General features: G+C 38.7%; 19 protein-coding genes. 4 read left to right on the top strand and 15 right to left on the bottom strand.

Translation table 11 applies throughout. The features are described 5' to 3' along the window. Positions 1-66: 66 nt before the first annotated feature. The 6 genes from ACFX4E_RS00375 to ACFX4E_RS00350 form a co-directional block, all read right to left on the bottom strand. Complete coding sequence (locus ACFX4E_RS00375; protein WP_377259143.1) at positions 67-3,171, bottom strand: DNA translocase FtsK; 3,105 nt, start codon at positions 3,169-3,171, stop codon at positions 67-69. Positions 3,172-3,600: 429 nt separating this feature from the next. Continuing rightward, entirely contained in the window at positions 3,601-4,206 is a 606-nt protein-coding gene (gene ytpR / locus ACFX4E_RS00370) for a YtpR family tRNA-binding protein (protein WP_013085234.1), read from the bottom strand. Between the two features lie 2 nt (positions 4,207-4,208). After that, a complete protein-coding gene (locus tag ACFX4E_RS00365; RefSeq protein WP_014457994.1) occupies positions 4,209-5,021 on the bottom strand; it encodes a DUF1444 domain-containing protein in 813 nt (270 codons plus the stop codon). A 72-nt stretch (positions 5,022-5,093) separates the two neighbouring features. Beyond that, on the bottom strand, positions 5,094-5,411 hold the full coding sequence (locus tag ACFX4E_RS00360; RefSeq protein WP_013059504.1) for a thioredoxin family protein: 318 nt from the start codon (positions 5,409-5,411) through the stop codon (positions 5,094-5,096). A 153-nt stretch (positions 5,412-5,564) separates the two neighbouring features. Beyond that, entirely contained in the window at positions 5,565-6,089 is a 525-nt protein-coding gene (locus tag ACFX4E_RS00355; RefSeq protein ID WP_060747105.1) for a DUF84 family protein, read from the bottom strand. Between the two features lie 58 nt (positions 6,090-6,147). After that, positions 6,148-7,221, bottom strand: coding sequence for a M42 family metallopeptidase (locus ACFX4E_RS00350; protein WP_013059506.1), 1,074 nt, complete (start codon positions 7,219-7,221; stop codon positions 6,148-6,150). A gap of 152 nt (positions 7,222-7,373) precedes the next feature. Between ACFX4E_RS00350 and ACFX4E_RS00345 the strand changes: the two genes are divergently transcribed. Then, on the top strand, positions 7,374-7,685 hold the full coding sequence (locus tag ACFX4E_RS00345; RefSeq protein ID WP_028410492.1) for a PepSY domain-containing protein: 312 nt from the start codon (positions 7,374-7,376) through the stop codon (positions 7,683-7,685). On the opposite strand, the gene ACFX4E_RS00340 is transcribed toward ACFX4E_RS00345, so the two are convergent. Together ACFX4E_RS00340 and trmB are read right to left on the bottom strand one after the other, a co-directional pair. Beyond that, positions 7,654-8,511: a YtnP family quorum-quenching lactonase gene (locus ACFX4E_RS00340; RefSeq protein ID WP_028410491.1), complete on the bottom strand. Its 858-nt coding sequence runs from the start codon at positions 8,509-8,511 to the stop codon at positions 7,654-7,656. The two genes, ACFX4E_RS00345 and ACFX4E_RS00340, sit on opposite strands and share 32 nt — an antisense overlap. Before the next feature lie 75 nt (positions 8,512-8,586). Beyond that, positions 8,587-9,237: a tRNA (guanosine(46)-N7)-methyltransferase TrmB gene (gene trmB, locus ACFX4E_RS00335; RefSeq protein ID WP_013059509.1), complete on the bottom strand. Its 651-nt coding sequence runs from the start codon at positions 9,235-9,237 to the stop codon at positions 8,587-8,589. Between the two features lie 127 nt (positions 9,238-9,364). On the opposite strand from trmB, the gene ACFX4E_RS00330 reads away from it, so the two are divergent. Beyond that, positions 9,365-9,643, top strand: a complete 279-nt coding sequence (locus ACFX4E_RS00330) for a YtzH-like family protein (protein WP_013059510.1) — start codon at positions 9,365-9,367, stop codon at positions 9,641-9,643. A 6-nt stretch (positions 9,644-9,649) separates the two neighbouring features. Here ACFX4E_RS00330 and ACFX4E_RS00325 read toward each other — a convergent pair whose 3' ends face one another. The 4 genes from ACFX4E_RS00325 to thpR all read right to left on the bottom strand — a co-directional run bounded on the left by ACFX4E_RS00325 (position 9,650) and on the right by thpR (position 14,486). Next, a complete protein-coding gene (locus tag ACFX4E_RS00325) occupies positions 9,650-10,444 on the bottom strand; it encodes a phosphotransferase family protein (protein ID WP_028410490.1) in 795 nt (264 codons plus the stop codon). Positions 10,445-10,635: 191 nt separating this feature from the next. Further along, a complete protein-coding gene (pulA, locus tag ACFX4E_RS00320) occupies positions 10,636-12,777 on the bottom strand; it encodes a type I pullulanase (protein WP_377238728.1) in 2,142 nt (713 codons plus the stop codon). Between the two features lie 92 nt (positions 12,778-12,869). Continuing rightward, positions 12,870-13,796 (bottom strand): hypothetical protein, encoded by a 927-nt coding sequence (locus ACFX4E_RS00315; RefSeq protein ID WP_098249349.1) that lies wholly within the window; start codon positions 13,794-13,796, stop codon positions 12,870-12,872. Positions 13,797-13,931: 135 nt separating this feature from the next. Further along, positions 13,932-14,486 (bottom strand): RNA 2',3'-cyclic phosphodiesterase, encoded by a 555-nt coding sequence (gene thpR, locus ACFX4E_RS00310; protein WP_377238726.1) that lies wholly within the window; start codon positions 14,484-14,486, stop codon positions 13,932-13,934. A 190-nt stretch (positions 14,487-14,676) separates the two neighbouring features. On the opposite strand from thpR, the gene cysK reads away from it, so the two are divergent. Next, entirely contained in the window at positions 14,677-15,609 is a 933-nt protein-coding gene (cysK, locus tag ACFX4E_RS00305; protein WP_013085245.1) for a cysteine synthase A, read from the top strand. A gap of 32 nt (positions 15,610-15,641) precedes the next feature. Here the strand turns inward: cysK and pepV are convergent, their stop codons facing one another. Next, positions 15,642-17,045 carry a dipeptidase PepV gene (pepV, locus tag ACFX4E_RS00300; RefSeq protein WP_060747098.1) on the bottom strand — a complete coding sequence of 468 codons (1,404 nt, stop codon included), beginning with the start codon at positions 17,043-17,045 and terminating at the stop codon, positions 15,642-15,644. A gap of 408 nt (positions 17,046-17,453) precedes the next feature. Here pepV and ACFX4E_RS00295 point away from each other — a divergent pair, with 408 nt between their 5' ends. Beyond that, a complete protein-coding gene (locus tag ACFX4E_RS00295) occupies positions 17,454-17,675 on the top strand; it encodes a DeoR family transcriptional regulator (protein ID WP_013059517.1) in 222 nt (73 codons plus the stop codon). A gap of 222 nt (positions 17,676-17,897) precedes the next feature. Here ACFX4E_RS00295 and ACFX4E_RS00290 read toward each other — a convergent pair whose 3' ends face one another. After that, complete coding sequence (locus tag ACFX4E_RS00290) at positions 17,898-18,614, bottom strand: pseudouridine synthase (protein ID WP_098790492.1); 717 nt, start codon at positions 18,612-18,614, stop codon at positions 17,898-17,900. 51 nt (positions 18,615-18,665) lie between these two features. Then, on the bottom strand, positions 18,666-20,309 hold the full coding sequence (locus ACFX4E_RS00285; RefSeq protein WP_013085248.1) for a putative polysaccharide biosynthesis protein: 1,644 nt from the start codon (positions 20,307-20,309) through the stop codon (positions 18,666-18,668). Between the last annotated feature and the right edge of the window lie 142 nt (positions 20,310-20,451).

Raw genomic sequence — 20,451 nt, 5'->3', positions numbered from 1 at the left:
TCACACCATTCTGTATTCTGCTGATTTTGCATAGCCTCTTTTTTAACCTACATGTAGAAAAACAGCTTAAAATGTAGAAGTGGCTGTTTGACTTTCCATTTCCTGAAGCTCATTTTCAGTAATGAGCACATCTCTTGGCTTGCTTCCTCTTGCTTCTGAAATAATGCCTTGCTGCTCCATCATGTCAATGAGGCGCGCAGCGCGATTGTACCCCATTCTGAAGCGTCTTTGCAGACTGGAAGTAGAAGCGCCGCCTTGGTCTAGCACAAACTCGCATGCTTCATAGAAAAGCTCATCTTCTTCATTTGAAGCAAAGCTTTGCTGCTTTTTCAACAAATCTTCTTGATCAAATAGGTATGTTGGCTTCATTTGTTTTTTGACATGATCTACAACGCGGTCAATTTCTTCATCTGAAACAAAGTTCCCTTGAATTCGAACGCTTTTAGAAGAGCCGTTTTCAAGAAGCAGCATATCACCTTTACCTAGTAGCTTCTCTGCTCCCCCTGTGTCGATAATTGTACGTGAATCAACTTGCGAAGAAACAGAAAATGCAATACGCGTTGGCACATTCGCTTTAATTAAGCCTGTAATCACATCTACGGAAGGACGCTGCGTTGCAAGCAATAAGTGAATGCCACATGCTCTTGCCTTTTGTGCAATACGGCAAATAGCTTCCTCTACTTCCCCAGGAGATACCATCATTAAGTCGGCAAGTTCATCAATAATAATAACTAGATATGGGAGCTCCCCGCTTTTTTCATTATGTTCTTTTACACGTTCGTTGTATTTTGTAATATCACGTACGCCTGCATGTGCAAACAATTCATAACGGCGCTCCATTTCCTCTACTGCCCATTTTAAAGCTGTAGTAGCTGCTTTAGCATCCGTGATAACCGGGCTGACTAAATGCGGAATCCCGTTGTAAGGAGCTAACTCAACCATTTTAGGGTCAATTAACATAAGCTTGACTTCGTGCGGCGCAGCTTTATAAAGCAAGCTGACGATAATAGTATTAATACACACGCTTTTACCAGACCCTGTCGCTCCGGCAATCAAACCATGAGGCATTTTATTCAAGTCAGTCACAACCGGCGTTCCTGAAATGTCTAACCCTAACGCCACCGTTAAAGGAGAGTTATCTTTTCTAAAAGAAGGATGCCTCAAAATTTCACGAATTAACACCGGCTTACTTTGACGATTTGGCACTTCAATTCCAATCGTATTTTTCCCTGGAATTGGTGCTTCAATTCGGATATCACGCGCGGCTAGGCTCAGTTTAATATCATCTGTTAAATTCGTAATTTTGTTCACTTTCACACCGGGTTCAGGATGTACTTCAAATCTGGTCACGGTAGGACCTTGCGTGACGTTTACGACCTTAGCTCGAACGTTAAAGTTTTTTAATGTCATATCCAAAAGCTCACGCTGCTCATCCGCCCATTGATTATCTTCTTCAATAGCAGCTGGAGGAATGTTAAGCAAGTTCATTCCAGGAAATGCATAAGGAGAAGAAGCCTTTACATTTACAGGTTCTTCAGCTTTTAACGAAGCCTGGGGAACCGCTTCTTTGGTTTTTTCACCGTGAACTTCTTCTTGCCTACTTACTTCCGTTTTTTTTTGCAGAGCTTCTGCCTCCTGCCTTTGGTATGAACCTTGAGACGGCTGACTTTTTTCTCGAGCGCTGTTATTCATCTTTGTACGGTCTTTTTTCAGCATCATCACGTTAAAAGGCACTAATCGCTTACCGCGAGCTCGTTCAGCATTTCCTGGCTGTTCTGCAGGTACAAGAGGTTCTACAGCTGACTCTTGCTGTACTTGTTCTTGTAACTCTTGACTTTCCTGCATACTGCTCTCTTCCTCTTTTATCACCGAATTTTCAAGATCTTGGTGAACAACAGCTGATGCCGCTTCTGGTTGCCATTCGTCAGCTGCGGGCTGCGATGAATTTAAACTTTCAGAATTCAGCTCACGTTCTGCTTCCATATGAACATTGTTTGCTGGCTCTTCTAGAATGACGTCACTTTCTTTCTCAGCAGCTGGAGTTTCTTCTTTCTTTCTAGGCTTTAGTGCTTCTACTTCTTCTGCTGCTTGTAAAAACACTGCGCTTCCGTCCATCAACGTTTCTGCTTCTACTTCTTCAGTCTCATTTCCTATCTCTTGTTGGAGAGAAACTGATGATTCAGACGGGCGCGGTTCCTCTGAAATTGTAACTTCTTCAGCCGCTGTCATACCTTTCGCTAAATCCCAGTCAAGAGTTCTCTCTTGTCCCACTAACGGTTCGACCGTGTGTGATTCTTCAAAAGCTGGCACCTCTTCCTGTTCTTTTACAGCTGCTGAAGAACTTGGCTTTTCTTCAGGAAATGATAGCTTTTCTTTTTGATTTTCCTCATATTGCTTCCACTGAGCAAAACGCTGAGAAGATAGTTGCATCATTTCTTCTGTTTCTTGAATCGGTGCTTCTTCGGCTATAGGCTTAGAAAGTGGTTTTCTTAACGGCTCTACAACAGCTGTATTCATCGCTCGTCGGTAAATTTCATCTTCAAACGCAGCTTTTGATAACTGTGTACTCGGAAGCTCATATTCTACTACTTCCTCACTTCCTTTTTGTACAACATTAGAAGGCCGCTTATTAAACCCATAAACAGGTGAAGGAATTTCAGTCGGACGAAACGGACGTTTTCTTACTTGCGGAACCGCTTCTTTCTTTTCAGATACCGTTTTTAACGGCTGAGATACTGACTTAGGCTGCGTTAGCGCCGACTTGCGAACAGGCTCTTGATAAAACGGAGCCGGTGCCTTTTTTGCTACAGGCCTTGGTTCATTTTTAGGAGCTGCTGCCTTTTTTGCTTCTCCCGTATCATCAATTAAAGGAAAACGAAATGTCCCTTTTGGATATTGATAAGCTACTTTTGTATGAACATCTTGCTGCTCTTCACTGTAACTCCGCTTTTGCGTTCTGGCTGAGTGTGGAACAGAAGGTTTTGGCGCTGCTTTCATCACTGGCTTTTGATGAACTGACTGTATTTGTTTCGGCTTAGGAGCCTTCTTTTTAGGAATTGTTTTTTCTCTATTTAAAGGGTATTCTTCCGTTGTATTTCCATGTTCGTCTACAACGATTTCTTTAACTTCGTATCCTAGTAAATAATCCATTACTTTTCGTACAAAACCCATTTTTATCACTCTTTCTATCAGACTATCTTACTTCGTTTAGCCTCTTATACCGCAGTGCTGCGATATCTACAAAAAGCTATCCATGTATCCTTTATTTACCTTTGGCCTCAAAGTATTCTCTGAGATGGATATATATACTATCTTTTCATTTATCATTCTATCACGTATGCTTGAACTCTTACTATAAAATCTACTATTTTGCTTCCCTTATTTATACAGTAAAATTCCTCTTTACAAAAATATTTTTTCGCGTCTAGTTAGCACTCATAATTAAACACGAAAAAAGCCACTAGTATATACTAGTGGCTTTTAATTTTATCAAACCTTTTTAAGAATTGACAATTGCTTTTCAGCAACTGTAACGCTTTGAAATATACGTGTAAAAAAACATCCTGCTTTTGCCCTATAAATCAGTATGGCACTCTGCTTTTATGCTTGAAAAGGTTGACCTACTTCATATTTGTCTTCAAGTACTAAAATCCCTTTTTCTTGAGGAGCGTTCGGAAGCGCCAGCTCTTTAGCAGAGCAAATCATACCTGAAGAAGGTACACCGCGCAGCTCTGCATCTTTAATGATCATACCGCTTGGCATAACCGCTCCTACTTTTGCTACCACGACTTTTTGGCCTGCGTCTACATTTGGTGCTCCACACACAATTTGAAGTGTTTCTGTGCCAACATCTACTTTACAGATGTTCAGCTTATCTGCATTTGGATGCTTTTCTTTTTCTTGAACATATCCCACTACAAATTTAGGAGATAAATCCACTTCGAGTTTACCTTCAAAACCGCTTTCGCTAAGTACACGATTTACTTCTTCTACCATTTCTTCTGTTAATTCAAGAGAACCATTTCCCTCTACTTTTAACTTAGAAGAAGCATGAAAGATGTTATAGCCAGCTGTTGTATTTGATTTTTGATCAAAGATACGCACAACGTCACCTTTTGTTTCAAACGTGCGATTTTCAATTGCGATATCTTCTAGCTTGACGATTAACGTATCGCCGATACCTTCTTTATTATAAAAAAGATTCATAATTAGTCCCGTCCTTTACTGCGATTTTTTCCTAGAATAAAAATAGGTTCTAGCTCACCGTTTTCGTATAAAAATGAAAGAGCTGTGATGGGTACACGTCCACTTGCAAAAAAGCTCATGGTCATTTGCGCAAGAATATCATAACCCGTTTCGTTTTGGATATCAGCTAGAATCAGCACATCTTGATGAGGTACTGCTACAGCCATTGTGCCCGAAACACTAGAAGCAAAATCTTGCAAAAATGCCTCGTTAAGAATTCGGCTTGCATCGTATCCATCGTTCTGATTGACAAAATAAAAGTCATTGCCTGCTACCGTATCTTTTTTATGTGAAATCGGCAAAGAGCGAAGATTAAATTTAGCCATTTCCCGCACTGCGGATAGATCTAAATTTTCCTTGCGAATTAGTTTCTCATCTAATAGACGATATGTATTGCCTAAATCAAGCGCATAATAAATGCGTGTTTCAGCTGTATGTTCATCATAAATCAACGGCACGTCTTCATTCGATTTATCTGGAAAAGACGTTGAGCGAATAACTGGATAAATGCGCTTTTCTTTTCCCGTTACCTGCTGTTCATCGTTCATAACACGAAGAGCTTCTTTTATATAATATACCATTTCATCTAGAGCCGCTTCCTTTTTTTCTTCCCATTTTGCAATTAGCCCAGGTAAAGAAATGGTTACACCTTTTTTCGTTTCCTGATGTTCAACGCGCAGCGTATCTTTTTCACGATCAAATAAAAATGACCAATCCGCACCCGTTAATCGCTCTTCTAGTAGTTTTCTCATCTTTTGACTATTCATTTTCGCCATATTTACGCCTCCTTTTCTCATTTTTATGTATGAAGACTGATAGCTGTAGATCGCTATCAGTCTTCACTTGATTTATGCATTTAAGCCGTTAATAAACTCTTCAATTTCTTCTTTTGTTTTACGGTCTTTGCTGACAAAACGCCCTGTTTCTTCTCCGTTGCTGTAACCAACAAAGCTTGGAATTCCAAAGATGCTTAATTCTGCACAAAGGTCGATAAAGTCGTCGCGGTCGACATAGTGAAATGTATACTCGCTATGATTGGCCTCAATTTCTGGGAGCACTGGCTCGATTACTCGGCAATCCGGGCACCAGTCTGCTGAAAACATCATGATATGTTTTCCTTCTTTAATGATTTCTTTGTATTGTTCAATTGTTTGCATTTTTTCCATTTTTCTTTCCTCCACTTTTTCTTTTACTTTCGTATTTAAACGGCTAAAGCCCTATACATTATTTAATCCTTCTACATCAAAACATAGTATATGAGTTGTTGCAACTATCATACACTGATGCTTTTCTATTATAAAGGGTTACAAAGAAAATTCCTATTGAACAGCTTGATTTGTCCTAAAATCCAGCTGTCCTTTTAGCATTAAAACAACCTGATAAAACATAGCGGTCCGATCTAAATTTCCGTTGGTGAAAATACCGATTGCTCCTTCTTTTTTTCGAATATTCTTTTGGTTTGTATACACTTCCATAGCTTCGGCTAATTCTTTTTTATCATGACGAAGTATACCGGCTACCGCTTCAGGAAGCCGAATACGAGCCCCTCCACCTAAAATCGGTTCAAGGTCCTTAGAGGTAACAAGACTTCCCCAATTGCAAAGGAATAAGCCATGAGGCGTTTCCTGCACCCCTCCTTCAAGCCCAATGCCAATATCAGCACCTGTCTCTTTGACAGCAGCACGCGCGCGGTTAATCGCTCCTTGAATGGTTTCTTCATCAGAAAAAGGCTGTGGCGACACGCCGGACTGCACGGCTACCTCTACATATGTAAAAGTATCTCCAAATACTTTTTTTACTGCATTTACTTTCGTTGGATTTTTCGTTCCGATCGCAATTTTCATTTTTTTCTCCTGTCATTATGAAACAAAGCAACCGCAAAAGCAGCTGCTTTGTTCTTTTTTATCCGTTTTGCTTAATCGTATCGAGCGTTGTTTGGTCTGTAGAACGTACAAGTTTGACTAGTAATTCTTTTGCGGCTGCATAGTCATCTACATGAATCATAGACGCATGAGTATGAATATAACGTGAACATACGCCGATGACCGCAGAAGGAACTCCATTATTAGAAGTATGAACGCGCCCTGCATCCGTACCTCCCGGAGAAACAAAGTATTGATAAGGGATGCTGTTTGTCTCAGCTGTATCTAAAATAAATTCTCTCATTCCCCTATGTGTGACCATCGTACGGTCAAAGATACGAAGTAATACGCCTTTTCCTAATTGTCCAAATGCATTTTTATCGCCTGATGTATCGTTAGCAGGACTAGCATCTAGTGCATAAAACAAATCCGGTTTAATCATATTCGCAGCTGATTGAGCACCGCGAAGTCCTACTTCTTCTTGAACAGTAGCTCCAGAATATAAAATATTTGGCAATTTTTCATTTTTTACTTCTTTTAATAATTCAATCGCAAGTCCGCACCCATAGCGATTATCCCATGCTTTCGCCAGTATTTTCTTTTCATTTGCCATTGGCGTAAACGGACAAATCGGTACAATTTGATCGCCAGGACGAATGCCCATTTCTGCTACTTCCTGCTTGCTATCTGCGCCCACATCAATCATCATATTTTTAATAGCCATTGGCTTGTTGCGCTGTGATTCGTCTAATAAATGGGGAGGAATAGAAGCAATTACGCCGGTGATAGGACCTTTTTTTGTAACAACATGGACGCGTTGAGCTAGCAGTACTTGACTCCACCATCCTCCTAAAGTTTGAAAACGAAGCATTCCTTTATCTGTTACAGACGTAACCATAAATCCTACTTCGTCCATATGTCCTGCTACCATTACTTTAGGACCTTTTTCTTCATTATAGCGAACGCCAAATAAACTTCCTAACCCATCTTGAATGACTTCATCTACAAGGGGTTCAATTTGCGAGCGCATAAATGAACGTACTTGATGTTCGTTTCCAGCGGCACCTGGTAACTCCGTTAATGTTTTAAATAGAGATAGCGTTTCATTGTTCATATATACTCTCCTTTATGTATCATTTTCTTTATTGTATCGAAAACCGGAAATAGTTGCTAGTTAAGTCCTTCTCTTCTATGACTCAACTTAACAAAGCATTCGACAATTTGATATAATGATGAAAACATATCCTTAAAAAGCAGGTGAATAACGTGAAATGGACTCAACTAATAGCAGGAGCTGCAGTCGGATTTGCAAGCGCTTATATTATTCAAAAAAGAAAGTCGTCAATTTCCTCATCGGAAGCCCTTACGATTGTTAAAAGCGCTTTTAAACAAAATGGGGCAATTGACGGCTCATGGATTGAAACAACGACTAAAGTCATTCAAAAACATGGTCTCTCTTTTTATGGTTATACGGGTGGAATTATCAGAACACGTGATGCAAAACAGGAACATTACGAGTTTTTCATTGATAAAAAAAGCGGTTCTATTATTGAATTGACGCTGAATCCATCCGTTTAATTTCGTCAACTATTTCTCCTTTATTATCCCATTTTACAGCTCGATAAAAAGCATCATGATAAAAACTTAGCCAAGCTTGATTCTCATAGGCATAAGCTAGCCACTGCTGCTTTTGTTCAATCGAAGTCATTGGATAATCATCATAGGCCATTACCCATAAGACATTTTGATGTGCATGTGTTGGCAAAAGATCGCCCATATGCACTAAGATGTCATTGTTTCCTTTTAATACAACTACAGCATGACCATCGCTGTGACCGCCGGTATGATGAATCGTTACTCCAGGCACAATTTCATCTTTGTCGCTAAATGTGATTACTTGATGCTGAATAAATTCCCAATTTTGTTTCCAATACGTATTTTTAGAACGTATATTAGGATTTCTCATTTCATTCCACTCGATTTCACTAACAAAAATTCTTGCATTTGGAAAAGCAGAGGAAAAATGTCCGTTGCTGCATTTTGTTAAGCCTGACACATGATCAAAGTGAAGATGCGTCATAATGACATGAGTAATATCTTCGCACGTGAACCCTAACTTTTGTAAATCTTCAGCAATAAATGATTCTTCTGTTACACCAAAATGACGCTTTTTTTTCTCATCCAACATACCATTCCCTATGCCTGCATCGATTAACATGAGGTGTTTTTCAGTTTGAACGAGCAAAGGATCAGTCCTCATTGGAATTCGATTTCCTTCTGAGATAGGATACTTTTTTGTCCAAAGCTCTTTTGGAACAACACCAAACATTGCTCCTCCGTCTAAATGATTATTCCCTCCACGAAGCCATGTCACTTTTAATTCGCCTATTGTTAACGTTTCCATTTTACACCTCCATTATATTCCTTTTTATTTTATCACTATCTCTTTCTCTTTTTGAACAAAAAAAGACTGAGGAACTCAGTCTTTTTCGTTCAGGTATTTTACTTCACAGCGGTAAATGCGGCTGCCTTTTTGTGAAAATTTCTCTTCATATTCCGTCATAACATTGCCTTCAAAATCGCTTTTATGCAAATCTAAGCTAATGTATTTGAGAAGAAGCCCATATTCTGAAAAGCTTGTCAATGAATATTCAAATAGCCCTTGATTATCTGTTTTAAAGTGAATTTCCCCACCGTCAACCAGCAGGTTTTCATACATGCTTAAGAACGTTTTGTATGTTAAACGGCGTTTGGCATGTCTCTTTTTTGGCCATGGATCAGAGAAATTGAGATAAACGCGATCCACGTCATTTTTTGCAAAAAACTCACTAAGATGGTTAGCATCTACATTCAACAGCTTTAAATTTGGAAGCTCTTCTTCAATCAATCGTTCTAGAGCACTTAAGATGACACTTTCATACATTTCAATTCCAATATAGTTGATATGCGGATTTTGTTTAGCCATCCCTACTAAAAATTGGCCTTTTCCTGTTCCTACTTCAATATGAAGAGGATTTTCGTTTCCAAAAACCTCTTTCCAGTTCCCTTTATACTCTGCTGGGTTTGGAACCACGTATTGGGGATTTTCAGCAATTTTATCTTTTGCCCAAGGTTTGTTTCGTAATCTCATGTTGCACCTCTTTAATGTATTTTAACGCATTGAAAATGTCGGTTATTCGAAACAACCGACATTCTCATGCATAATTGTGTTTAGATAGAAAAAAATAAGAGCATCATACGAGAAAGGATGATGCTTAATGCCTTTAAATGCCGAACACCAAATGAATATATTAAAAGATATTTTATCTAATCATCAAAGTGATTGCTGCGGAACGGTTGCGGAATGTGAACAGGTTGAACGTTTAATTCAATCAATGTTAGCAAAAGGATACGCTAGCACAGACGTACAAGCAACACTACAAAACGTGTATAAATACACGCAAGATGCAAAAAGTGCTGCTCATTTAGACGAACATATTCAAACCAATCAACAAAATTTATCACAATGGGTCCAAGAACTATCTACCTTGTCATAATCTTTGCTACTGTGCTTGAATGTCGTTGACGAGCAACATCCGAAGATATTCAAGCCAGTAATTCATTTCAGAATGTTCATTTTTCGAACGATGCCATTCAATGAATAAAATGGTTTGACTTATCACATACCACTTCATTCTCTTTTTCAAGTTCTCGGTTAGTTCAACCCCATAATGCTCAAGCCATTCTTCCCACTGAGATGGATTGATGTACCAATAAAGCAGTAAACCTAAATCAATAGCAGGATCTGCAATCATCGCTCCGTCCCAGTCGATTAAATATAGCTGCGTATTCTCTCCAAGCATCCAGTTATTGTGGTTCACATCACAGTGACACACAACATATTTATCTGTCTGAACGGACGGAAGCTCTGCTTGTAAATAACTGATTCCCTGCTCTACAATACTTTCTTTTTGAAGTCGCTCGTCCACATTCTCTACAATATCGGCTAGCACGTCTTCGGGAAGAAGCGGTGTTTTCCCCAACCTTTTCAACATATCTAATAACTCGTTTGAATGATGAATTTTACTAAGCAATTCTGTCACTCGACTCGAATTCATATCTTTTGGTTTTAATTCTCGACCATCTAGCCAGTGCTGAGCTGTGATCACATCTCCATTTTCCATTCGTCTTGTCCACACGAGCTTCGGTACAATTCCTTCAGCTGACAATACTGCTAAAAAAGGTGATGAATTACGCTTTAAAAAAAGCTTTCGGTCTTGAAATTTTGCAAAATAAGCTTCTCCTGTCGCTCCGCCAGCAGGAGTAATTTCCCATTCGCTTCCTAATATATCTTCCAACCAATTCACCTTCAATTTCAACACACACATTTCGTTTAAAAATTTCACTCAATAAAGCAATCTATTAAGACATCATGACGTTATTTTCTTAGTAAATAAAAAAGACGGCTATTGAGGATATGTATCAATAGCCATCCTTTATAAATATTATCTCCATCACACTTTTTTCGTCAAGTGGTTGAAGACAATAATTACGTTTGAAATAAAATAAGAACGCTAAGCTTTGAAACGTTTATAGCATTATTCTCTATAGTAGGATACCCATTTTTATATACTTTACAATGATCAAGTGCTATTTTCCATGGTCCTTCTGGCAAAACTACTTTTTCTTCCATTAGGCCTTGATTAAAAAACACGATAATATTCTTCCACGGACCGTAAGCCAATACGTTTGATAAGCAATAGCCAATAACGGACTGCGGCGTGTTTAGGAAAGAGACATGCTGCCTAATCGCTGAAGCATCTCCCAAGCGAAATGCACCGTGCTGTTTGCGAATACGAATCAGTTCTTGAACCCAATTCACATCAGGAGAAAATTTGATCCGTCGATTCCAATCAAGTGCATTAATATCATCAGGTGAATTATAGCTGTTCTCTACGCCTTGTTTAGTGCGGTAAAACTCTTGACCACTATGAAGAAACGGTATGCCTTGTGAAAGAAGTACAATAGCAGTAGCAAGGCGGTGACGACTTCTACGAGTGTCTTCGTCTTCGTCTCCGTTTGAATTCATTAACTTATCCCACAGCGTATGATTATCATGTGATTCAACGTAATTAACTGATTGTGCTGGATTTATAAATAAAGCCCGGCTGTCTTCTTTATCCAGAATGCTCCCCGCTATCACGGATTGCACGGTCTCTTTTTGATGAATATTTCCGCTAATAAAACCTTTTTCATACACATCAAACGTGCTTCCTTTTACAGAATCTCGAAAGCGATCATTAAAATAGCCGATTTGAGGCGTTTGGCGGGCATTCGCCATAATTGCTTTTTGATTGTAGGAGAGAGGAGTATTTAAATCCCAGCCTTCGCCAAACACCAAAATAGTAGAATCGATTTCATTTATTTTTTTCCGAATGATGTTCATCGTTTCTATATCTAAAATCCCCATGAGGTCAAAGCGAAACCCATCAACGTCGTACTCTTTTATCCAAAATAATACTGAATCGATAATAAACTTTTGCGCCATTTTCCGTTCAGAAGCAAAATCATTTCCTACTCCCGTCCCGTTCGAAGGCATCCCAAACTCATCATGTCGAAAATAATAGCCCGGAACAATTTTTTCAAAAGGTGATTCCTCTCGTACAAATACGTGATTATAAACTACATCTATAATAACACGGAATCCCTGTTGATGAAGTGTTGATATTAATTGTTTCACTTCAGCAATACGAGTGGCGGGATTTGCAGGGTCAGCGGAGTAGCTTCCTTCTGGTACATTAAACAACAATGGATTATACCCCCAATTATAAGAAGCATGAGGATTTAATTCATCTACTCCGCCAAAGTCGTTAATAGGAAGAAATTCAAGGTGGGTCACTCCTAGCTCTTTTAAATAATGAAGACCTGTTGTTTTGCCTGGCTGCCCGCTTGATTCAGTAACAGCTAGGTACGTACCTTTTTTTTCTATCCCGCTTGAAGGATGAATAGAAAAGTCGCGAACGTGCATTTCGTAAATAACGGCATCCGTTGGCTGAAGGAAAGGCGGCTTTTTATGGAGATGAACATAGGCTGTATGAAGATTTATCAGAACTCCGTATTCACTATTTGCTGTAGCTGCAACGGCATAAGGATCCACCGCTTCATTTGTCCGGCCGTTTACATCTATTAAAAATCGATAATAATACCCTTCTTTATCTAAGGGGAGTTCCTTTTCCCATACGCCTTTTCTTTGACGAGCCATAACGTACAGTTCTTCTTTCCCGCTGTTTGCATGTATTAATTTTAAAACCACTGCTGATGCAGTCGGGGCCCAAATTTTTATCATAATATGATCTGAATAAAATGCTGCACCCAAATCATTTTGATTATAATAAAATCTCTCATCAAACTCTTTGGTTCGTATAACAGCCCCTACCTGCAGCGGAACTTTCTCCCCGTAATTATCACAGATAATGTACGACTGTCCAATTTCTATGCTACCTTCAACCTTGCCTTCATATTTGATAAAACCTTCTAATTCATGTACGTTTTCAATAGAGATGGTCTCATGTATTTGTGTACTTTTAATCACAAAAAAATCAATTTGACCTTCATGATAAGAAGTTGGAACTAAAAGAGTAATACGATCTATTTGATCTAAATAAGCCTGAAACTTATTATCACCAGTCATCCTTTTCTCCTCCTTATGCCAATTACCTCTTTAGTAGCATTATATGTAGCAAACGCAAAAACGAAAGCACTTTCATAGCGTGAATGTTCGTATTATTCACCTGCTTCGAATTCCCGGTCAAAATAAATACTCTGGCTGTGTTCGAGCAATACTTGAGCTGCTTTCATCTGCTTAAACTTTAAAGGTGCTTTAGATTTCCTAAGTTCATAAAACCATTCTTCATACTTTCTAGCATCTACAAATTCAACCTGATAAGGCTCCGCAGCGTAATCAATGTATCCATTTCTGCTCAGTAATATTTTCTTTACGTTATGTTCAATATCGTGAGTACGATAGATGCTTCGGACAATTTGCTCCGTTCGATTTAACCCAATTAAAGGATTTAATATCTTTTTTTGATCTCTTCCTCTTAACTCTGTCCAAAAATTTTCTTTTGAATACTGAAAAACAGCACTTTTATATGTTTCTATTAAACAAATACAGAGGGTTTCTGTTGGAGTAACAATAATGATATCTCCTTCTACCGGAGCTTTATTAATCAGGAAAACAGGCTTGTACATCACGAGACACGTATCAGGAAAGCGCTGAATAAAATAACGGAGAGCTTCATCATGGTAATATTTACGATCTGCTTGTGAGAACTCAAATAAAGTGGATGTGGCCCATTTCATTTGAAGATCAAATACATTTTCTAAAAACAATATTTTCAAGTCTTCCGCTGTTTGTGGAAGAGTTGTAAACCTCAATAGCTCTTGATTTTCCACGCTATCGCTAGGGAATGATTCTTCCACTTCACACGTTTCTTTTTTTCTTGTAAACCGCTCTTTTGCTTTTTGCAAAAATGAACGTTGAGCTTTCGTTTCTTCTTGTACAGGCGGCTCATGTAATAGCCCTTCTTCAAATAATTGCTTTGCTTTCTTCCAATTATGCTTTTTTAAGTGATTAAACTGAGACGTGTAGTGATAAACGTCTTTTTCATAACGGGAAATATAATCTTGCACCTTAAGTAGCTGCGCCACGTTTACATCAATCCCCTAATTAAAATTCCTCTAAAACTTTGTTCGCCGATGATTTCTCTATTATCATCGGCGTTTTCTTTCCTTTGATAAGAGTGATTTTTAAATAACCTCTCTCCATGCTTGTATGTTCATATGCTACTGTGACTGCAAGGAAAAAGATAGTATTTTTTTATATTTAGGTTTGCTAGCAGGATGAACTTCAAAAAGGGCAAAAGAACTTACTTGAAACTCTTCTTCAATCGACGTTTGCTTTAACTGTTCTTCCAATAGTCCCGCTTCCCCTCCCCACTTCTTTGCAATCGTAATATGAGGACGATAAGGACGTTTTTCGTATAAGCCGCTTAGATCTCCCCATACGGCCTGTATATCCCTTTGCAGATTCATAAGCTTATCACTTGGCCTAAGGCTTACATAAAGCACTCTAGGTTTGTTATAAGCACCGAATACGTCGTACTGACCTGTCTGCAGTGAAAAACTTGAATGACGGAAGGCTACTTCTTTTAAGCAGGTAATCAGCTTTTCCTTTTTGTCATCTAAAAACCCTAAAAAATGTAGCGTTATATGATAATCGTCAGGATATGTCCATTGTTTGAAAGGAAAAGGTATTAATTCCTTTGCCCAATTTTCTGCCTGATGTGCAATGGATACAGGCACATTGATTCCAATAAAATAGTGGTTATCAACTTTCATCAAATCTCTCCTTTTCTTTTCATTATCTTTCCCCAATTGGTTATGTTCAAAAAGAGCTAGATCTATTTTAAAGGTTTTTCCGGATGAAATAGAGAGGTTTTTCTGAAAATTTGCCATGTGCTTAAAAAATAAGAATTTGTGTTATCATAGAAACAATACAGAGAATTTTTATAAGAAAAGGATGAGAAAAATGAAAGTTGTTAACAATATGGCTGATTTGATTGGCGAGACACCTCTTGTTAAGTTGAATCGTCTTCAACCTGCAGATGGAGCATCCGTTTACTTAAAACTGGAGTTTTTTAATCCAAGCCGTAGTGTAAAAGACCGTGCTGCTTTTAATATGATCGTGGAAGCTGAAAAAGCAGGCTTGCTCAATGAAAATTCTACTATTATTGAACCAACGAGCGGAAATACAGGTATTGGCTTAGCTATGAATGCAGCGGCAAGAGGTTATCGTTCTATTTTAGTCATGCCAGATACCATGACTCAAGAACGAATTAACTTGTTAAAAGCATATGGTGCTGAAGTTGTTCTAACACCGGGTGATGAGAAAATGCCTGGAGCAATCCGTAAAGCAGAAGAACTTACAAAAGAAATTCCAAATGCATTTATGCCCATGCAGTTTGAAAATAACGCAAACCCTGATGCTCATCGGAAAACGACTGCTAAGGAAATTATCGAGGCAATGAACGAGTTAGGCAAAGACCTATCTGCTTTTGTTGCTACTGCAGGAACAGGCGGAACGATTACAGGAACTGGTGAAGTCCTAAGAGAAAACTACCCAAATATGACCGTTCATGTCGTGGAACCAGCTGGGTCTCCTGTCTTATCTGGAGGAAGACCTGGGAAGCACAAGCTTGTAGGAACAAGCCCTGGATTTATTCCTGATACGCTTAATGTAGATGTTTACGACGAAATTTTAAAAATTAAAGATGAACAAGCCTACGATATTACGCGACGCTTGGCCTCTGAAGAAGGAATTTTAGTCGGTCCTTCATCTGGCGCTGCGTGCTATGCTGCTATCGAGGTAGCCAAAAAATTATCTCCTGACCAAGTGGTCGTATGTATCGCTTGCGATACAGGTGAACGTTATTTATCAAGCGACCTATTCTCATTTGAATAATAAAAAAGCGAACGCAAAGGCGTTCGCTTTTTTTATTTAGCTAATTCGTAAATAGCCTGTGCATAAATAGCTGTTGCACGAAGTAAATCTTCAATTACCATGTACTCGTCTTTTTCGTGCGCTACTTCTTCACGGCCTGGGAAAAGAGGTCCAAATGCCACACCCGCTTCTAATGCTCTGGCATACGTTCCTCCTCCAATTGAAATAAGTGTAGGTTCTTCATTTGTTTGTTCTTGGTAAACCTTTTGAAGCGTTTGAATAAGCTCATGTTTTTGATCAACGTGATGTGGTTTAGAATCTGTAAAATGTTTGATGGTCATTTGATAAGATTCACTTTTTTCTTTAATCGTATCAATAATGTCGTCAATATGAGCTGATACAGGATAGCGAATGTTTAAACCAAAATGCCCCGCTTCTTCTTGATTGTAAGACATGATTCCAACATTTATTGTTAAATCACCCGTGACCTCATCTTTGCGATTTAAGCCCATTTTTTCTCCTAGTGCATCTTGGACTAAATACGCATTTGCATAACCTACAAACTGATTAGCTTGTTCATCAAGTTCTAATGTGTGTAAAAAGCGAAGAAGCGTAAGTCCAGCATTTTTCCCTTTATCAGGCACACTGCCATGTGCTGAAACGCCTTCTAAAGTAAGTGTGTATACACCGCTCTTTTCTGTTATTGAACCTTTTACAGACTGATCTTTTAAAAATTGATCATATTTATTTTTAATATCCGTTTCACTATGGAATTCAAGAACAGCTGTTGCAAGATCAGGAACCATATTGTAGCGTCGCCCAGAGACAAATGATGTAAGCTGAACACTTCCCTTTGTTCCTTCAATTGGCTGCTGGCGAATTTCTACGTCTGTAATGCCTTTTTCAGCAAAAATGATAGGAAAATCCGCATCCGGCGCAAATCCCATCGTTGGCATCTCTTCATGGTTGAAGTAGTGATCCACACATCTCCAGTCACTTTCTTCATCCGTTCCAATGATCATTCGAACCCGTTTAGATAGAGGAAGCCCTAAATCTTTCACAATTTTCATCGCATAATAAGCAGCCATCGTCGGGCCTTTGTCATCGATTGCTCCTCTAGCAAAAATTTTCCCGTCTTTTATTTCACCGCCGTATGGATCAACCGACCACCCGTCTCCTTCAGGAACAACGTCTACGTGACAAAGAATGCCAAGAAGGTCTTTCCCTTCTCCTGCTTCAATATGACCTGCATATCCGTCTACGTTCTTAACGGAAAACCCGTCATTTTTTCCTTTATTTAAAAGAAAGTCAAGCGCTTGAGCAATTCCAGGTCCAAATGGCTCTTCTTGTTTTTCTGTGCTTGTCAAAACACTTTTAATTTGTAGAAAACGCTGCGTCTCAGCTAGAATTTCAGCTTCTCTTTTTTGAACTTCCTCTTTCCAATTAATTGCCGTCATCTGTTTGTCTCCTTTTCCTGCTTTTACAGATTGTATCTATCATTACTATTGGTAAATTTAACTTTATCATACCTTTATATAGAAAGAAATAATTGTCTCTTTCCTTTCATATCAAAGGTTTACAGAGTCAAAATTCCGGGAAATAAATTGTAGGCACAATCGATAAAAACGGATTCTATTTGTTTATTGTTTACATATACTATAAAAAATGTGCAAATAGAGGAAGGAGATGTTACGAAAGGATTACATATTTATATCATTTTTTGTAAATATTGTGTTAATTTGCGTTTTCTCTTTTATTTTTCTGTCGATTTTGTGTACAATAAGGATAAGGACTGAAATAGTGCTTGACATCTCAGAGTTATAAAGAAGTTGTGCCTTACGAAAAACGAATAAGGAAGTGGTTTTTTGAAACCTTCAACTAATCGAATGCTAACTCGTATCAAATCGGTCTATATGTTCATTTGTAAAAATGGAACAGTTACAACGCAAGAGCTCGTAGACGAATTTGGTATTACACCAAGAACCATTCAGCGTGACTTGAATGTGTTAGCATATAATGATTTAGTTCGCAGCCCAAGTCGCGGTACATGGACGACTACGCAAAAGAAGGTCAAGATGTCATCCTAGTAAGTTTATTTCAAGGGTAGTAAGTGATTTATATATAGAGATAAAATTCTACGCAGTAGAAAGTCAAGACTTGGACGAGTGCATAGTCCCCCGCTCCATTTGCACGTCAAGCAGAGTTGGTACTCGTTTAAGTGCTTTAACGTGAAATGTTTCACTTGTCTGACAAAGTGGACAAAAAAAGGAACCATTTTAGACTTAGGTTCCTTTTTCTTTCGCCTCTTCTTAGGCATTTGATTTTTGCAATAAAGCTAGTTCCTCTGCCGTTAACTCCCTATACTCTCCTAAATCTAACGACTCGTCTAATAGCAAAGCTCCCATAGATAAACGTTTTAAATACGTTACTTTTTTTCCTCTTGCTTCAAACATACGCTTCACTTGATGAAATTTCCCTTCAACGATCGTTAATTCAATTTCTGATTCCACACCGCTTGTTAGTATCTTTAACTCTGCTGATTTTGTTACATATCCATCATCAAGAGTGACACCTTGTCTAAATGCTTCAGCATCTTCTTCAGTCACCGGTGCATTAATTTTTGCAAAATACGTTTTAGGAACGTGCTTTTTAGGAGATAGAAGCTGATGTGCAAGCTGACCGTCATTCGTCAGGAGCAAGAGCCCTTCTGTATCTTTATCTAAACGCCCTACCGGAAATGGGTCATACACAGCATCGTCAAGTTCAAGCAAGTCCAAAACTGTTTCATGAAGAGAATCTTCTGTTGCTGATATGACGCCTTGCGGCTTATGAAGCATAAAGTAAACAAATTCTCGGTAAGAAACGGCTTCGCCATGCACAGTTATTTCTTGTTCATCTGGATTAACGTGGACCTTAGCATCTTTAACTGCTGTACCGTCTACCTTAACAGCTCCAGTCTTTAAAAGACCTTTAACTTCTTTTCGGCTTCCGTACCCAATGGTAGAAAGCAATTTATCCAAACGCATGTAATATCCTCCTCTTTTTTGAAAAGAAGATGACTCTAACGAGTCATCTTCTTAGGCACTGCGCTGTTTATTTCGGCGCAGTATCTTTCTTTCAATTGCACCTGTTACCCTCGCTCCCATTACTTTTTCAAGCAGGCTTGAACGATAGGTAATAATAAAGTAAATAAGGCCGCCTACTGCTGCTCCTATAATCGTAATAACAGTGGCAGAGAATCGTCCTGGCGTTGTAAACAGACCAATCACTGCTGCAACAATTTTTACGCTGATTCCCATAATCGCAACAAAAATGAGAATAAGCACAGATCGTTTTATAAACTCACTGTAGTTATATTTTGCGTGTTTTTGAATAAGCGCAAACATATAAACAAGAGATACGATATAGCCTAGTGCTGTCGCTAAAACTGAACCAATCTCGTGGAACATAAGAATAAATGGAACGTTCACGACAATTTTCACAATCAATCCAAATAATAGACTTAAAACAGCATATTTTTGTTTGTTGATTCCTTGTAAAATAGCTCCATTAACCGTAAAAAATGAGAACAATAAAGCTACCGGTGCATAGTAAAGTAAGACATTTCCACCCGCATCCGATGCATCTGTTCCAAAGAAAAACGTATAGGCTGGGCCAGCTAAAGCCATTAATCCTACAGATGCTGGCAGTACAAGAAACATAATCGTTTGATATGTTTGATCAATTTGCTTTTGCAGTACGTTATAATCTTTATTCACAAAGGAACGTGTAATCGTTGGTACAAGAGTCAAACCGAACGCCGTAGCTAATGAAACGGGAATCATGACAAGCTTTGGAACATAAGACTGAACAATTCCGTTCATTGACTCTGCTATTTCTTTTTGTCCAGCCGCTACCATTGCACGATTAAATGTGAATTGGTCCACATACTGATAAAGTGGAATAGCCAAGCTGACAAAGACATATGGCAATGAATACGTAAGCAGCTCTTTAAAAATGGATACGGTAGAAATACGCGTAGGCGTTACCGTCTGCTCGTTCACCATTTTATCAAGATAAGGCTTTCGTTTTTTCCAGTACCAAATTAATACAGCCAGTCCAGCAAGAGCCCCTACAAAAGCCCCCATCGTAGCAAATCCAACGGCTAATGCAAGACTTCCATGGACAACTTTGATGACGATATAGGTAGAGGCCAATAAAAAGACAACCCGCACAAGCTGTTCAACTACTTGTGAAACAGCTGTTGGTCCCATAGACTGGTGACCTTGGAAAAATCCTCGCATTAAACTCATCATCGGTACTACAATTAACGCAACACTAACCATTCGCATAACCATTACTACATCTTCTAAGGAGTTATTTAAATCAGAACCTCCCAGTGTAATTCTAGACATAACAGGAGCTAACGAATATAAAAGTAAAAATGCAAGTATTCCTGTGACAAGCATTAATTTCATGCCGGCCCGGTACATTCTTCTACTCGTATAGTAATCACCGAGTGCATTATATTTTGATACAAATTTCGATACGGCCATTGGCATACCGGCTGTAGCAATACTTAAATAAATAGCATATTGGTTATATCCGTAACCAAACAGTGCTCCCCCTACGGTTCCAACAAGGATCGCAAATGGAAATAAATAAATCATTCCCAAGATTCGGGATACATAGGTGCCAAGCGTCAGCACAAAGGTCCCTCTTAACAATTTTGAATCAGACATACGTTTGCCTCCGATACTTAATGTTACATACTGATAATAATGATAGAATTGAAAAGAAGCAAGTGACAGTATACACTAAGAAAGGTCTTATACTCACTCGCACTCGTCAACAAACTAAAAAACAAAGACTATAGCCCATTTT

This window comes from Priestia sp. YIM B13491, from assembly GCF_042787605.1.
Taxonomy (GTDB): Bacteria; Bacillota; Bacilli; order Bacillales; family Bacillaceae_H; genus Priestia; species Priestia megaterium_E.
This window is presented reverse-complemented; position numbering and strand designations above follow the sequence as displayed.

Coding starts and splice junctions, on each gene's coding strand:
- ACFX4E_RS00375 (WP_377259143.1), bottom strand. CDS start 3,171: ATGGGTTTTGTACGAAAAGTAATGGATTATTTACTAGGATACGAAGTT.
- ytpR (WP_013085234.1), bottom strand. CDS start 4,206: ATGAATCTTTTTTATAATAAAGAAGGTATCGGCGATACGTTAATCGTC.
- ACFX4E_RS00365 (WP_014457994.1), bottom strand. CDS start 5,021: ATGGCGAAAATGAATAGTCAAAAGATGAGAAAACTACTAGAAGAGCGA.
- ACFX4E_RS00360 (WP_013059504.1), bottom strand. CDS start 5,411: ATGGAAAAAATGCAAACAATTGAACAATACAAAGAAATCATTAAAGAA.
- ACFX4E_RS00355 (WP_060747105.1), bottom strand. CDS start 6,089: ATGAAAATTGCGATCGGAACGAAAAATCCAACGAAAGTAAATGCAGTA.
- ACFX4E_RS00350 (WP_013059506.1), bottom strand. CDS start 7,221: ATGAACAATGAAACGCTATCTCTATTTAAAACATTAACGGAGTTACCA.
- ACFX4E_RS00340 (WP_028410491.1), bottom strand. CDS start 8,511: ATGGAAACGTTAACAATAGGCGAATTAAAAGTGACATGGCTTCGTGGA.
- trmB (WP_013059509.1), bottom strand. CDS start 9,237: ATGAGATTACGAAACAAACCTTGGGCAAAAGATAAAATTGCTGAAAAT.
- ACFX4E_RS00330 (WP_013059510.1), top strand. CDS start 9,365: ATGCCTTTAAATGCCGAACACCAAATGAATATATTAAAAGATATTTTA.
- pulA (WP_377238728.1), bottom strand. CDS start 12,777: ATGACTGGTGATAATAAGTTTCAGGCTTATTTAGATCAAATAGATCGT.
- thpR (WP_377238726.1), bottom strand. CDS start 14,486: ATGAAAGTTGATAACCACTATTTTATTGGAATCAATGTGCCTGTATCC.
- cysK (WP_013085245.1), top strand. CDS start 14,677: ATGAAAGTTGTTAACAATATGGCTGATTTGATTGGCGAGACACCTCTT.
- pepV (WP_060747098.1), bottom strand. CDS start 17,045: ATGACGGCAATTAATTGGAAAGAGGAAGTTCAAAAAAGAGAAGCTGAA.
- ACFX4E_RS00290 (WP_098790492.1), bottom strand. CDS start 18,614: ATGCGTTTGGATAAATTGCTTTCTACCATTGGGTACGGAAGCCGAAAA.
- ACFX4E_RS00285 (WP_013085248.1), bottom strand. CDS start 20,309: ATGTCTGATTCAAAATTGTTAAGAGGGACCTTTGTGCTGACGCTTGGC.